At 62.0% G+C, this 14,038-nt stretch carries 11 protein-coding genes; 6 read left to right on the top strand and 5 right to left on the bottom strand.

Annotation, left to right across the window (positions count from 1 at the left end; translation table 11 throughout):
• Nucleotides 1-129: 129 nt before the first annotated feature.
• The 5 genes from glmS to SM755_RS08625 all read right to left on the bottom strand — a co-directional run bounded on the left by glmS (nt 130) and on the right by SM755_RS08625 (nt 6,591).
• Nucleotides 130-1,935 carry a glutamine--fructose-6-phosphate transaminase (isomerizing) gene (gene glmS, locus SM755_RS08645; RefSeq protein ID WP_323172303.1) on the bottom strand — a complete coding sequence of 602 codons (1,806 nt, stop codon included), beginning with the start codon at nt 1,933-1,935 and terminating at the stop codon, nt 130-132.
• Nucleotide 1,936: 1 nt separating this feature from the next.
• On the bottom strand, nt 1,937-3,124 hold the full coding sequence (locus SM755_RS08640) for a sugar phosphate nucleotidyltransferase (RefSeq protein ID WP_323172302.1): 1,188 nt from the start codon (nt 3,122-3,124) through the stop codon (nt 1,937-1,939).
• Nucleotides 3,125-3,171: 47 nt separating this feature from the next.
• Nucleotides 3,172-4,395, bottom strand: a complete 1,224-nt coding sequence (locus SM755_RS08635) for an MFS transporter (protein ID WP_323172601.1) — start codon at nt 4,393-4,395, stop codon at nt 3,172-3,174.
• Nucleotides 4,396-4,657: 262 nt separating this feature from the next.
• The gene (locus SM755_RS08630) at nt 4,658-6,262 is read right to left on the bottom strand and encodes an SLC13 family permease (protein ID WP_323172301.1); all 1,605 of its coding nucleotides are present in this window, start codon (nt 6,260-6,262) and stop codon (nt 4,658-4,660) included.
• A gap of 83 nt (nt 6,263-6,345) precedes the next feature.
• Complete coding sequence (locus tag SM755_RS08625) at nt 6,346-6,591, bottom strand: hypothetical protein (RefSeq protein WP_323172300.1); 246 nt, start codon at nt 6,589-6,591, stop codon at nt 6,346-6,348.
• A 447-nt stretch (nt 6,592-7,038) separates the two neighbouring features.
• Here SM755_RS08625 and SM755_RS08620 point away from each other — a divergent pair, with 447 nt between their 5' ends.
• The 6 genes from SM755_RS08620 (at nt 7,039) to aglM (ending at nt 13,997) form a co-directional block, all read left to right on the top strand.
• Complete coding sequence (locus SM755_RS08620; RefSeq protein ID WP_006663647.1) at nt 7,039-7,386, top strand: hypothetical protein; 348 nt, start codon at nt 7,039-7,041, stop codon at nt 7,384-7,386.
• A 188-nt stretch (nt 7,387-7,574) separates the two neighbouring features.
• Nucleotides 7,575-8,144 carry a hypothetical protein gene (locus SM755_RS08615; RefSeq protein WP_323172299.1) on the top strand — a complete coding sequence of 190 codons (570 nt, stop codon included), beginning with the start codon at nt 7,575-7,577 and terminating at the stop codon, nt 8,142-8,144.
• Nucleotides 8,145-8,317: 173 nt separating this feature from the next.
• Complete coding sequence (aglF, locus tag SM755_RS08610; protein ID WP_006666178.1) at nt 8,318-9,061, top strand: UTP--glucose-1-phosphate uridylyltransferase AglF; 744 nt, start codon at nt 8,318-8,320, stop codon at nt 9,059-9,061.
• A 117-nt stretch (nt 9,062-9,178) separates the two neighbouring features.
• A complete protein-coding gene (locus SM755_RS08605) occupies nt 9,179-10,162 on the top strand; it encodes a GDP-mannose 4,6-dehydratase (protein WP_323172298.1) in 984 nt (327 codons plus the stop codon).
• Between the two features lie 1,021 nt (nt 10,163-11,183).
• Nucleotides 11,184-12,563, top strand: a complete 1,380-nt coding sequence (locus SM755_RS08600) for an AAA family ATPase (protein WP_323172297.1) — start codon at nt 11,184-11,186, stop codon at nt 12,561-12,563.
• A 99-nt stretch (nt 12,564-12,662) separates the two neighbouring features.
• Nucleotides 12,663-13,997 carry a UDP-glucose 6-dehydrogenase AglM gene (aglM, locus tag SM755_RS08595; RefSeq protein WP_323172296.1) on the top strand — a complete coding sequence of 445 codons (1,335 nt, stop codon included), beginning with the start codon at nt 12,663-12,665 and terminating at the stop codon, nt 13,995-13,997.
• Nucleotides 13,998-14,038 lie beyond the last annotated feature (41 nt).

Here is a 14,038-nt window from a genome sequence, read left to right as displayed (position 1 = left end):
CGTGACCTCCTCTCTGCTGGCGAGTTTTCGCTATCGCGCTATTAATATCACGTGTTCTATCGAGACAGACCGGTGCCCGATATCAGCCCGGAACGTCTCACGGCAGAATATAACACAATAGCAGCCCGGCTATTCCACTGTCACGCTTTTTGCGAGATTCCGAGGTTTATCGATCGACCGCCCCTGTTGATTCGCGATAGCGTACGCGAACAACTGGAAGTAGACGGTTGCGACGAGCGGCGTTACCGGTCCGAGGGAGGGAACGGAAAACGCCGTATCGAGCGAGTTCGTCTCGACGGAGCCGTCGACGATCCCGATCGCGGGCGCGCCGCGGGTCTGGGCTTCGGCCACGTTGTTCAGCGTCTCCTCGGGGCGCGTTCCCTCGGTCAAGACGGCGAGGATGGGCGTGTCTTCGGTAACGAGTGCGAGCGGACCGTGTTTCAACTCGCCGGCGGCGAATCCCTCGGCGTGATCGTACGCGATTTCTTTCAGTTTCAGGGCGCCCTCCAGCGCGACGGGATAGCCGTGTGAGCGGCTGACAAAGAAGTACGCAGTGGCGTCGACGAACGCCGTGGCGGCTTCCCGAACGTCGCCTGCGTCGTCTAAGACCTGCTGAACTGCGCCCGGAAGCCCGCGGAGATCTGTCAGTACGTCCCGAGCGTCGGCGGCAGACAGCGCGTTTCGCTCCTGGGCGACGAAAACCGAGAGCAGGGCCAGCGTCGTTACCTGCGAGGCGAACGTCTTGGTCGCAGCGACGCCGATCTCCGGCCCGGCCCGGATGAAGAGACTGTCGTCGGCTTCCCGCGTGACCGTGCTGCCGAGGGTATTCGTGACGGCGAGCGTCCGGATGCCGGCACCGTTCGCTCGACGGAGTGCACCGAGAGTGTCGGCCGTCTCGCCGCTCTGGGTGACGGCGACTGTGAGCGTTCGCCAGGGGTCGCCGCCGTCGACGGTGTACTCGCTCGCGAGTTCAGCCGTCGCCCGAACGTCAGCGAACGATTCGACAAGTTGGGCGGCGTACTCGGCGGCGTAGAACGACGTGCCACAGGCGACGAACTGGATTTCGTCGAGCGAGTCGAGCAAGCCGGCTGGAAACGTCAGATCCAGATCGGCCGTGCCGCGTTCGAGGTCGATTCTCCCCGAGAGCGCCTGTCGGAGAGCAGTTGGTTGTTCGTGAATCTCCTTTAGCATGTAGTGGTCGTAGCCGCCTTTTTCGGCGGCGGCGGCGTCCCACTCGACGGTCTCGACAGCTCGGTCGACGACTTCGCCGTCCCGGTACACGGTCGCGTCGCCGTCCGCGAGCGCCACGGTGTCCCCGTCCTCGAGATAGGTCACGTCCCGAGTGTGCTCGACGAACGCGGTTACGTCGCTGGCGAGAAACGCCGCGTCGTCGCTGTGGCCGACGACCAGCGGACTCTCGTGGCGCGTCGCGACGAGCCGATCCGAATCGGTACAGACGGCCGCAATCGCGTAGCTTCCCTCCAGTTTCGCGACCGCGGACTCGAGTGCAGCGCGGAGATCGCGGCCGTCGGCCAGTTCCCGCTCCAGCAGGTGAGGGATGACTTCGGTGTCGGTCTCGCTCGTGAACTCGTGGCCGTCCGCAACGAGCGTCGCCCGCAGCTCCTCGTAGTTCTCGATGATTCCGTTGTGAACGACGGCGATATCGTCGCTCATCCCGGTATGTGGATGGGCGTTCGTATCGGTCGGTGGGCCGTGAGTTGACCAGCGAGTGTGGCCGATACCGCAGGTCGCACCGGTGACGGTCGGCACGCTGAGGTTGCTCACCTCCCCCTCGCGTTTGGTGATGGTCAACCCGTCGTCCCCGAGAAGGGCCATGCCGGCGGAGTCGTAGCCGCGATAGTCGAGGTTTTCGAGCCCGCCGTGGACGATCGGTCCCGCCGGCTCGTCGCCGACGTATCCGACGATTCCACACATGTTACCCCCTCCTAACGACGGCGTCGGGTTCGATGTGACCGCCGACGTGCGCGCCGGCGTCGACGGTAGTGCCGTCGCCGATCACCGTTCCCGGATCCACGGTGACACCGCCCCCGAGGGTCGCATTATCGCCGACGACGCCGCCGAACTCGACGTTTTCGTGCGCCTCGCCGTCGACAACGATCGTACTGTCCCCGCCGGCGATGGTCGAGTTCGCGCCGACGCGTGCATTCCCCGCGACGACCGCGTCGCGAACGACCGATCCCGCCTCGATGACCGCGTCCGGGAACACGACGGCGTTCGAGACGACCGCGTTCGCCTCGATCGTCACGTTGTCGCCGATCGCCGTGCTCCCCTCGATCGTCGCGTTCGGCCCCAGCGTCACGTCGTCTCCGATGACCGTATCCGGCGCGATCTCGCCGTCGCTTCCGCCCGCTTTCGTCGACGAGTCCGCGGCGCTGAACTCGGTGCCGCCGAGGACGGCGGCGTTGACATCGAGGAGGTCCCAGAGGTAGGACACGTCGAGCCAGGTGTCGTGTTCGCGGATCGCCCGCACGGGCCGGTTCGCGATGATCGTCTCGAGGGTCGTCGTGATCGCGAGTTCACCCTCCTCCGTCGGCGTCTCTCGAACGGCATCGAAAATCGCGTTCGAAAAGCCGTAGACACCGGCATTGATGAGTTGGGAGCGGGTCGGTGCGGCGGGTTTTTCGGTGATTTCGACCACCCGATCGCCCTCCAACGAGACGACGCCGTAGTCGCTCGCATGCGCGGATTGCGTTACCGAGAGGACCGGGCGGTCGGCGTCGCGTTCGAGTTCGTCTCGAACGTGTGCGACGAGCGAGGGATCGACGATCCGGTCGCCGTTGAGAACGAGGAACGGACCGTCGATCGCCGCATCGGCCTGGAGGACGGCGTGGGCGGTGCCGAGTTGGGTTTCCTGGGCGACGTACTCGATGTCGACGCCCCACTGATCGCCGTCGCCGAAGTAGTTCTTGATCCGTTCCTGGCGGTACCCGACGACCAGCACGATTCGGTCGATACCCGCATCCGCGAGGGCCGACACGACGTAGGCCAGTATCGGCCGGTTCGCCACCGGAACCATGGGTTTCGGTCGCCGGTTCGTCAGCGGATCAAGCCGGCGGCCCTCGCCGGCCGCGAGAACGACGGCCGGCACCGTGGCATTGCTCATGCACTCCGTCGTGCGAGAATCCTTGAATAACTGCTGATGGCTCACCGTCATCGGTGAACGATTCGGCGTGCGAGGAGGAGTACGCAGAGGACGAGTGCGACGGACGTGGTGCACGCGAGCAACGTCCACGCGGCATCGTAGCCGCGAGCGTCGACGAGATACCCGAACGTCGGCGGGGCGACGAGCGCGCCCGAATTGAGCGCGAGTTGGCCACCCGCCGTGGCGCTTCCGATCCCGTCTCTCGGAACGATCGATCCGATACACGAGTAGTATATGCCGGTAAACCCGAGGATAAACGCGCCGAGAAGGGCGAACAGTAGCAGGGCAGCGAGCGGCGTTTCGGCGAGCGGGATCGCCGCAAAGAGGATCGACGAGAGGCCCGCCTGTATCGCGAGCAGAGACAGCGTTGCGGTCGTTACCGTGCCGAAGACGTTGTCGGCGATCCACCCGAAGCCGATGCGGCCGACGCTACCGGTCGCCTGCGCGGCGGCGAGGGTGACGCCGGCGAAGACTGAACTCGCCCCGATCCCGTCGGCCACGTAGAGGATCGTGTAGCCGACCGTGGTGAACAGCCCCGCGCCGAGGAAAAATCCCGCGGCGACGAGCACGACGTACTCGGAGTCGCCGAGATGCGTCCGAAGGGGCGTGCCCGAGCCGTCAGTGTTCGATCCGGCGGTATCGTAGCAAACCCGGAAGCCGACGGTGACCGTCGCCGCGACGACACCTGCCCCCAGAAATGCAATCTCCCATCCGACGCGACTCGCACTGAGAGGGACCAACAGCGAGCTGAGACCGCTTCCGGCGGTCACCCCCATCTGCTTGACTCCCATCGAAACGTTGAGCCGCTCCTCCGGAATCGTGTTGAAGACCGCCTTGTTCGTCCCCGGAATGGCCGTCGCGTAGAACGCTCCGAGAACGGCCACGACAGCGAGCAGAACGGGATAAGAGGGGACGACGATGATGAGGACGGTCGTCGTCCCGAGGCCGATCAAGCCGACGACCAGCACTCGACCCTCTCCGTACCGGTCGATAAGACGCCCGACAGGGACGACACACGCTGTGTATCCGAGCATCAGTGCGGTCAACACGAATCCGACGGCGGTCGTCGAAAGGCCGAACTGCGTTCGAATAAACGGCGTAACCGCGTAAATAGCGTAGAAACAGACGCTTGCGGCGACCTGCCACGCGAGGATGAGAGCGGTATAGCCTTTCCAATCGCGCGGGCGCAACTCGCGGGCGAAGTCCGGCCCGAGTTCAGTCGGAACGGTCATCATTCGCCCCGTCCTGTCGAATACATCGCCGTTCCGTGCGTCCATTGTGGTGTCTCCCATGCCGACGAGAGCCGTTTGGCTGCCGGCGAGGGATCGATCTCGGTGCTGGCACAGCGTCGTTTCGTCCGGCTTCGATCACGAGAACGACGGCGGAGATCGGTGCCGTGCGTGACCCGGCGGAAGACGGCCAATCGATCGGGGTTCGTGTCAGGGACCAAGACCAAGATGAAGGCCAGGGCCAGGCTCGAGACCATCGAATCTCTCACCACAACACGTGCGGCCAGACGAAGGTAAACAACAGCCAGATGATCCCCGTCAGGACCGCGGTCATAATGGCGTTCAAGATGAGCCCCGTCCGAAGCATGTGGCGCTGTTTGATGTACCCGCTCCCGAACACGATGGCGTTCGGCGGCGTCGCAACCGGCAGCGCGAACGCGAAACTGGCGGCGATCGTGCCGGCCACCGCGAGAAACAGCGCCGTCGAGAAGTCCGTGAGGCCGAGCGTCGCCGAAAAGACGCTTCCGAGACTGATCAGGATGGGAACGATGATGCTCGTCGTCGCGGCGTTCGACGTCATCTCGGTCAGGAAGACGACGAGCAGGATGACCGCGCCGATAACGAGGACGATCGGTGCCCCGACGAGCGCGCCGAAAAACGTCTCCGCGATCCACCCGGTCGCGCCCGTGTCAGCAAGGCCGTTGGCCAGCGAAATACCGCCGCCGAACAACAGCAGCGTTCCCCAGTCGATATCGACCAGTTCGTCCCACTCCATCGTGTCCGCCAGCACGAGTGCTGGAACCGCGGCGACGCCGACCATCACGTAGTACAACAACCCCTGGTGGCCTTCGACGCCGAAGACGGTCATTCCGTCCCCGCCGAAGAGCGTCGTCAGCCAGGCGGCCGAAAGATACGGCTCGAAGAACTCCCCGAGCCCGCCGAGTACCCACAGCCCGGCCGTCGCGGCGAAGATCGCTGCGACTCGCTTCCCGCGCGGACTGAGCGCTCCTTCCGCTTCGAGTTGCTCCCGAGCGGCCACTCGCGCCTCCGCCACGTCCGGTATCTCGGGCGGATAGAGGACGTACGTGAGAAGAGCCCACACGAGCGGCAACGTAACGACGACGACCGGAAGCCCGATGAGGAGCCACTCCGCGAATCCGACTTCGTAGTCGAGGACGGCGTTTAGCTGCCCGACGAGGATCGCGTTCGGCGGCGTCCCGATGATCGTCCCGACACCGCCGATACTCGCAGCGTACGCGGTCCCCAGAAGCATCCCGATCTGAATATTTGTGAACTCGTCGACCGCCTCCGCCGTCCCGCCGTCCGAGGCCGTTGTGGCCGCGGTGTCGTCCGCGGCCGCCTGCTGAGCTGACGCGAGTTCATCGCGATCGAGAACCTGCGCGAGGACGCCGACTGCGATCGGGGTCATCATCGCGGTCGTTGCGGTGTTCGATACCCACATCGACAGGCCGGCGGTGACGAGCATGACGGCGAGGATGAGCCGGCGGGGCGAACTGCCCATGGTGGCCATCGCATAAAGCGCGATTCGCCGATCGATGTTGTATTTCTGAATCGCGTTCGCGAGCATGAAGCCCGCCAGGAACAGGAAGATCAGGTGGTCGGCGAATCCCGAGAGTGCGACGTCCATATCGTCGTAGACGCCGGTTCCGGTTAGCAGAACCGGGATCGTCAGTGCGGTAACGGCGAGCGGAAGCGTGCCGGTGACCCAGAGAAAGCCCGCAAAGAACATGGTTGCGATCGCGTACTGGCCCGTCGCCGACAATCCTGCCGGGGATGGCCCAGCGGCGATCAGTACCGTTCCGAGAATCGCGACGAGGAACTGCGCGATCCGGCGTTGAGATCGACTCATGTGGCTGTGTATCATTGATACACACGATGATTAACATTATTGTTCTTAGTTCTTGTTATCCCGCCACATTCTGTGAGGGAATGTTAAAAATGAGTGACAATAACACGGACCTGCTCGTCGGTAAGGTCCGCGCTGTAGAGTTCGAACAGCGTCCGTCGGCGTGATTGGGAGAGTGAACGATTTCCGCTCTCGAGCATCGAGATGTGGGCTTGCATGAGACCGTCGACCTCCCGTTCGACCGCCCGTTGTTCGTATCCGGCCGCGACTCGAAGCAATCGCCAGGCGAGCGGAGATATTTGATCCGGGTTCAGGCCGTCGGAACCGTCCATACGTGGTGGGATACAAGAAACCCAAAAGGTTCTGTTGGAATACGCCGCCATCAACCGCTGTCTTCCGCTTAAATTCGACCGGTACATTCGAAATGAGAACCGGAGTCGGTGACAGGAAGTTTCCATCTGGGCACCAGCCGGTCGTGAGATGTTCGAAGCGCTGGCCGGAGAGGTCTCTCAGACAATCAAACTCCGATGCGTCGCTGTTTCTCGAAGACAGGTCGAAGCGATATGCGGTCTGGCCGTACCAACGGGCAACCGCGGTCCCTAGGCGGGCGACCGCGGTCGCTGGGACGACTAACTGCTCCTGGTTTGGTATTTTCAAGAGAGCGTCATAGAACGATTTGCATGGCATTCTTTTCACCCAATCTGGAGCGAACTATCCGTTCACTACACGTGCGAATGGAACACCGAAAGAATTATTCGCTGAGTTGACACGGGTAGCATATGACAGACGAGATTTCACTGGATGGACGGACACTTGCTGGCGTTGCAAATGATGAAGGTGGAGAAGTGGGTGCAGATACCGTCTTTCACTTCGAGCAGAACGGCGAACGAATATACGCGAACTATTCTGGTGGCAGTGTTGTAGACGGACATTTGGTTGGAACCTTCGATGGGAAACAGTGGGACATCCGATACGTCCAAATAAACACAGAAAACAAAACCGCTACCGGCCACTCCATTGGTGACGTTGAGCTTCTCGACGATGGTCGTATTAGAGTTGAAGATGAGTGGGAATGGGAATCGAAGCCCGGGAAGGGTGAGTCGGTGCACGAAGAAGTTGACCAGTAGATGGTTCCTGGAGAATTAATCTTCGACGTTCATTATTTGGCCTGTACTTACCGTTTGTCGGGGGGTCATAGGATAAGTATGCGAACCGTTCTATGACATCCTCATCTTCAAATCAATCGTGGCAGTTTCTCACTCGTCATAGATAAGGGAAAAATACATCATGAAGGTAACTCATATATAGTATGCTGATGGCTTCCTCCGGAACCGCTTCGAACGAGTTCGTTCGCGCCGCATACGAACAGCTCAGAGATTTACTCGCGCAGGGTGACGGCACATTCATCGAAGAGGGGCCGGCTATTCTTCGAGACGCGATTGAAACCGACGGGTTCTTCGACGGCGTTGAGACCGAGCACGCTGAAGACTCCTACACTCGACGGCTGGTCCACCGCGAATCGGACGGACCCGTCATTCGATTCATGGAATGGCCACCGGAATACGCACTTCTGCCTCACGAACACCACGGCCGCCCTTGCTTCGAGGTGCTCGTCGACGGACAGCTCTTCGTCGCCGACATGGAAGCAGAGAAAATTGCCGGTAACGAGTACGACCTGAACGTCGTCGAGAGCACCGTTTGCAATCCGGGCGACGCGGGCATCGTCGACCCGCGGACCGGTTCAGACATTCACGCGGTCTACAGTCCGGTCCGGACGCGGTCGCTGCACGTGTACCCGGACGACAACCACTACGGAATCGGGTACGTGCCGTCGGACGAACCGAACGACCTGTACAGAAAAGAGCGATTCCAGCTGCGTGAATAGCCGTTTCCGGCCCAGATCCGCGGCTTCCAGTTTTCCCTACGGAGGGGGGTCACAACAACACCACTACGGGCCTACGACGGGCTGCTCGGCTCTCGAATGTCCTCGATTCGACAGCGCTCGCGGCGAAGGTGCATCCCGAAGACATATAGTACTAGGTTCGGACCATTACCCATATGCAAGCAGTCGTACTGGCCGCGGGCAAGGGAACCCGCCTTCGGCCGTTGACCGAGGACAAACCAAAAGTCCTCGTCGAAGTCGACGGGACGCCGCTCATCGAGGACGTCTTCGACAATCTCCTCGACATCGGCGCGACCGAGTTCATCGTCGTCGTCGGCTACCAGAAAGAACAGATCATCGAACGCTACGGCGACGAGTACGAGGGCGTGCCGATCACGTACGCCCACCAGCGCGAGCAGCTCGGCCTCGCACACGCGATCTTGCAGGCGGAACCGCACGTCGAGAACGAGTTCATGTTGATGCTCGGCGACAACGTCTTCCGCGGGAACCTCGGCGATGTCGTCAACCGCCAGCAGGAAGACCGCGCCGATGCGGCGTTTCTCGTCGAAGAGGTGCCCTACGAGGAGGCCTCGCGCTACGGCGTGCTCGATACGAACGAGTACGGCGAAATCGTCGAAGTCGTCGAAAAGCCCGATGAGCCGCCGTCGAACCTCGTGATGACCGGCTTCTATACGTTCACACCGGCGATCTTCCACGCCTGCCATCTCGTCCAACCGAGCGACCGCGGCGAGTACGAACTCCCGGACGCCATCGATCTGCTGATCCAGTCCGGGCGGACGATCGACGCGATCCGGATGGACGGCTGGCGGATCGATGTCGGCTATCCCGAGGACCGTGAAATGGCGGAGGAGCGGATACAGGGCAAAGCGCCGTCGGTCACGGATTCTGAGTCGACCTGAATCCGTATCTCGAGTGCAGTATCTCGAGTGCAAAACGACCACGCAGATGTAGCGCCGACTTTCCGCGCTCCTGATCAGTTCGAAACGCACTAACGACACCGCGTAATGAAAGCCGATATGAACGTCCTCGTCACCGGCGGTGCGGGCTTTATCGGCTCTCACATCGGCGAACGACTGTTAGAAACGGGCCACACTGTCACCGCTCTCGACGTGCTCGATCCGTACTACGATCTCGGACTCAAAGAACGGAACATCGAACGATGCCGCGACGCGGGCGGCGACCGCTACGAGTTCATCGAGGGTTCGATCACGAACGACGAACTCGTCCGCGATGTCGTCTCGAGCCAGGACATCGAGTTCATCTACCACCAGGCCGCCCAGGCCGGCGTGCGGACCAGCGTCGAGAATCCGAAAAAACCCCACGAGATCAACACGACGGGGTTGCTCAACCTGTTGCTCGCAGCCGACGAGTACGGCGTCGAACGGGTCGTCAACGCCTCGTCCTCGTCGGTGTACGGCGAGGTCGAGTACCTGCCGTACGACGAGGACCACCAGAACGTGCCCCAGAGCCCCTACGGCGTGACCAAACTCACGGCCGAGCACTACTGTCGCGTCTGGAACGAGGTCTACGACGTCCCGACCGTGAGCCTCCGCTACTTCACCGTGTACGGCCCGCGGATGCGACCGAACATGGCGATCACGAACTTCACCTCCCGCTGTCTCAACGGCGAGCCGCCGGTGATCTACGGAGATGGGAAACAGACCCGAGATTTCACCTACATCGACGATATCGTCGACGCAAATCTCTCTCTTCTCGAGACGAACGCTGCCGACGGCGAGGTCATAAACGTTGGCTCGACCGGGACCATCACGATCGAGGCGCTCGCAACTTACATCGTCGACGAGACCGGCGCGCCCGTCGATCTCGAATACGACGACGCCAAGGAAGCCGACGCGCGCCACACCCACGCAGACGTCTCGAAGGCGACCGACCTGCTCGGTTACGAGCCCACGGTCGACATCAGAGAGGGCGTCTCGCAGTTCGTCGACTGGTACCGAGCGAACCGCGACTGGTACGAACCGCTCGTCCTGAACTCGTAGCGCAGACCCGATTCCGTTCCCGCCTGCCGAGAACTCGACCTGAGCGCGAATATCCGTTCCCGCGGCCAGTTCTCGCTCCCCCACACCGGATTTCAAATGAATCCGGCGGACAACGGTCGGGGTGGGGCGTTCAGCCGACCGAGAGGGTGGGCGTCGATACCGACAAGAAACAGCGGTAGCGAGACTGCAGAGCCGCATTCTTGCGGCGGGTCTGCGGAGACCCATCGCATATAACATAACTATTTCTATAGAGGTAATCTAGTAGTAGTACGAACGATAGAGAAACCGGATAAGTAGCTTACAGCGTCAATTTTCGTGAACGTCGATCGGTACCAGCAGTGCGATTATAATGGATAGGTTCACACGAGACTCCCGATCGCGTTCCGGAACCGACCACACGCGAGTTCAAGATTTTGCGCAGCGGATACCGTACACCGGATTTCAGATGATTCGGTCTCAAAATCCGTCCAACGCGGTCAGTCAGTTCGGGACGGAACGATCGCCGCTGTCGTGCACCGTTTCGGTGAACTCTCGGAATACGGTCGCTCAGGAGAGCGGTTCCGCCTGATTGACCGGGAGACCGAACCGGTCGCGTGACTTCAATACGAAGACGAAGCTATCGCTGCGCGGACAGGTATCCTATCACTGCGCAGGGTAACATACCGAAAGTCAAACGAACGGATCCTGATTTTGCGAGCAAACCCATCCCGACTCTCGACCGTTCAATTCATTTGAAATCCGGTGTGGGTGTGTCGTCGAACGGATCACGACAACTGTCATCCGTGATTTCATTTGAAATCCGGTGTCGGTCCGTACTGCACGACTGGTGAAATCACGTTCTGGAGTCGACCGTCGAAACGGAGTTCATTTGAAACGTGGTGTATCACACCCTACGGAGAGCCAAAACGAGGGACGAGTAGCTGAATACGGAAACCGTGGCCGAGATAGGGAGAACAGCCCGATCTCCAGACGGTGGAATCGAGAAGAAAGAACTAAACGGAAATCATCTGAAAGTCGGTGTATGACGCTGTTCGTGGAGGAGGGTGAAACGCTCGGCGAGTTCGCCGCCGAGCACGGTGCCGTGGCTCACTCTCGCTCCGAATCTCGCGACGATCCGCTGTCGGTCCTCGATGAGGAGGACCGGATTTTTGCGAACGAGGATCTCCTTCGTATCGATCACGTGCCCGACCAGAACAAGATCGTCGGTCGAAACAACCAGATCGAGACCGTCGCTCGGCGACTCAAGCCGACGATCTCCGGGGGGACGGGAAAGGGAACGCTCCTGCTCGGCAAATCCGGCTCGGGAAAGACGCTGGTCACCCGGTACGTCAGCCGCGAGGTCGTCGGACGGGGCGAGGAAAACGGCGTTCGAATCGGACGGGCCGTCATCGATTGCGCGCAGCGCCGCTCGGAGGTCCAGACCGTGATCCACCTCGCAAAGCGGCTCAACGAGCCCGACGAAACGGGAGTGACGATTCCACACTCCGGGATCGCGACGGGCGCGTACTACGATCGGCTGTGGCAGGTTATCGACGCGCTGTACGACGCGATAATCGTCGTGTTAGACGAGATCGATCGTCTCGCACCGGCCGACGACGTCCAGAACGTGCCGCCCGAAGAGGCCGACGACAGCAAACTCCTCATGCAACTCTCGCGGGCGGGCGAGGAGAACGATGTCGACGCGAGCATCACGGTCATCGGAATCAGCAACGACCTCAAATACGGCGACCGCCTCGATACCCGCGTCGAGAGTTCGTTTTCGCCGGACGAAATCGTCTTTCCGGCCTACGATGCGAACCAGCTCGGGGATATTTTGACCAGGCGGCGAGACGCGTACCGCGAGGACGTGTTGACCGACGACGTGATTCCGCTCTGTTCTGCGTTTTCGGCGCAGGAACACGGCGACGCGCGGCGGGCGATCGACCTCTTTCGGCTCGCGGGCGAGGTCGCCCGAGACAACGACGCAGCGCGCGTTCGCGAGGAGCACGTTCGGGTGGCGAACGACGACGCCGAGGTGACGCGGATTCAGGACCTCATTCGCGGCTGTCCGACGCAGGCGAAGATCGCGATCGGGGCGCTCGCGACGATGGACGAGTTCAGCGAGCGGTCGGCGTTCAAGGCGACGGAGATGTACCGCGTCTACCGGGCGTTCGCGGAGGCGATCGATACGAACGTGCTCGGGAAAAAGCGGATTACGGATCAGCTTCGGGAGTACGAGACCCTGAAGATCATCGACATGAAGCGGACGAGCGACGGCTATCGCGAGGGGACTTATCTGCAGCTCTCCTTGCTCGACGACTCGAGTCTCATTTTGCAGACGATCGGACTCGACGAGCGCTGTGCACGGATTCCGATCGATTCGCGGATGCGCCGGCGGATCGGCAAAATCATCGAGAGCTAACCGCCGATTGCGCGACGAACTCGGCCGGCGTTCCCCGCCGACCGGCTGAACCGCGTCCGGATCAAAAACGACTAACGCCGGCCCGTCGTCTCCAGGGATATGCACGTCTCTATCGTCGGCAGCGGGTACGTCGGGACGACGGTCGCCGCTTGCCTCGCGGACCTCGGTCACGAGGTCGTCAACGTCGAAATCGACGAGGACATCGTCGAGACCATCAACGCCGGCGAAGCCCCGATCCACGAGTCGGGGCTCGCAGAGCGCATCGCGGACCACGCCGGAACGAACCTGCGCGCGACGACGGACTACGCCGAGGTTCGCGAGACCGACGTGACCTTCCTCTGCCTGCCGACGCCGCAGGCCGACGACGGCAGTCTCGACCTCGCACCGATGCGCGCCGGCGCGGAGTCGCTCGGGCGCGCACTGGAGGGAAAAACCAAAACCAAAGTCGACGGCGACGACGCCCGCGACCACCTCGTCGTCGTCAAGAGCACCGTCCTCCCCGGCACCACCGAAGATGTCGTCGGACCCGTTCTCGAACGCGAATCCGGTACCGCAATCGGCGACGGAATCGACCTCGCGATGAACCCCGAGTTCTTGCGGATGGGAACGGCCGTTCGAGACTTCCTCGAACCGGACAAGGTCGTCGTCGGCGCGACGAGCGACGCTGCCGCCGCCGCGCTGCGTGAACTCTACGCCCCGATCCTCGAACGCGAGGACACCGACCTCGTCGAAACCGACGTTCGCGAGGCCGAACTCATCAAGTACGCCAATAACGCCTTCCTCGCGTCGAAAGTCTCGCTGGTCAACGAACTCGGAAACATCGCGAAGGAGTACGGCGCAGACGCGTACGACGTACTGGCCGCCGTCGGTCTCGACGACCGCATCTCGGAACGGTTCATGCGCTCCGGACTCGGCTGGGGCGGCTCGTGCTTCCCGAAGGATGTCGCCGCGCTCCGCGCCGGCGCTCGCGAGCAGGGGTACGATCCGGACCTGCTCGACGCCGTCGTCTCGATCAACGACGAGCAACCGCAGCGACTCGTCTCCCTCCTCGAAGACCACGTCTCGCTCGCGGACGCCCGCGTCGCCGTCCTCGGCCTCTCGTTCAAACCCGGCACCGACGACATCCGAAAATCCCGCGCACTGGACGTGATCGAGACACTCCGAAACCGCGGCGCAACCGTCGTCGCGTACGATCCGGTCGCGATCGAAAACGTCCGTACGCACCATCCCGAACTCGATACCGATCCCGCCGTCGAGTTCGCCGACTCGCCTCGGGACGCGCTCGCGGACGCCGACGGAGCCGTCGTCGCCACCGACTGGCCCGTGTTCGACGATCTCGAGTTCGACGGGATGGCCCGGAAAATCGTCGTCGACGGCCGGCGGATCGAGGTCGATCCGGGTGAACTCGCGGTCTACGAGGGGCTGACCTGGTAGGGCATCGCAGGTGTGAGTTCGGGACGGTGACGGTCATCCCG

Source organism: Natrialba sp. PRR66 (assembly GCF_034808065.1).
Classification (GTDB): domain Archaea; phylum Halobacteriota; class Halobacteria; order Halobacteriales; family Natrialbaceae; genus Natrialba; species Natrialba aegyptia.
Note: the sequence above shows the minus strand (reverse complement) of the source record. Positions and strands in the feature narration are given on the sequence as shown.

Bases quoted from the DNA above. Each gene is read 5' to 3' on its own strand.
- glmS (WP_323172303.1), bottom strand. From the start codon at position 1,935: ATGTGTGGAATCGTCGGATACGTCGGCGACGAGCCGGCGGGACCGATC.
- SM755_RS08640 (WP_323172302.1), bottom strand. From the start codon at position 3,124: ATGAGCAATGCCACGGTGCCGGCCGTCGTTCTCGCGGCCGGCGAGGGC.
- SM755_RS08635 (WP_323172601.1), bottom strand. From the start codon at position 4,395: ATGACCGTTCCGACTGAACTCGGGCCGGACTTCGCCCGCGAGTTGCGC.
- SM755_RS08630 (WP_323172301.1), bottom strand. From the start codon at position 6,262: ATGAGTCGATCTCAACGCCGGATCGCGCAGTTCCTCGTCGCGATTCTC.
- SM755_RS08625 (WP_323172300.1), bottom strand. From the start codon at position 6,591: ATGGACGGTTCCGACGGCCTGAACCCGGATCAAATATCTCCGCTCGCC.
- SM755_RS08620 (WP_006663647.1), top strand. From the start codon at position 7,039: ATGACAGACGAGATTTCACTGGATGGACGGACACTTGCTGGCGTTGCA.
- SM755_RS08615 (WP_323172299.1), top strand. From the start codon at position 7,575: ATGGCTTCCTCCGGAACCGCTTCGAACGAGTTCGTTCGCGCCGCATAC.
- aglF (WP_006666178.1), top strand. From the start codon at position 8,318: ATGCAAGCAGTCGTACTGGCCGCGGGCAAGGGAACCCGCCTTCGGCCG.
- SM755_RS08605 (WP_323172298.1), top strand. From the start codon at position 9,179: ATGAACGTCCTCGTCACCGGCGGTGCGGGCTTTATCGGCTCTCACATC.
- SM755_RS08600 (WP_323172297.1), top strand. From the start codon at position 11,184: ATGACGCTGTTCGTGGAGGAGGGTGAAACGCTCGGCGAGTTCGCCGCC.
- aglM (WP_323172296.1), top strand. From the start codon at position 12,663: ATGCACGTCTCTATCGTCGGCAGCGGGTACGTCGGGACGACGGTCGCC.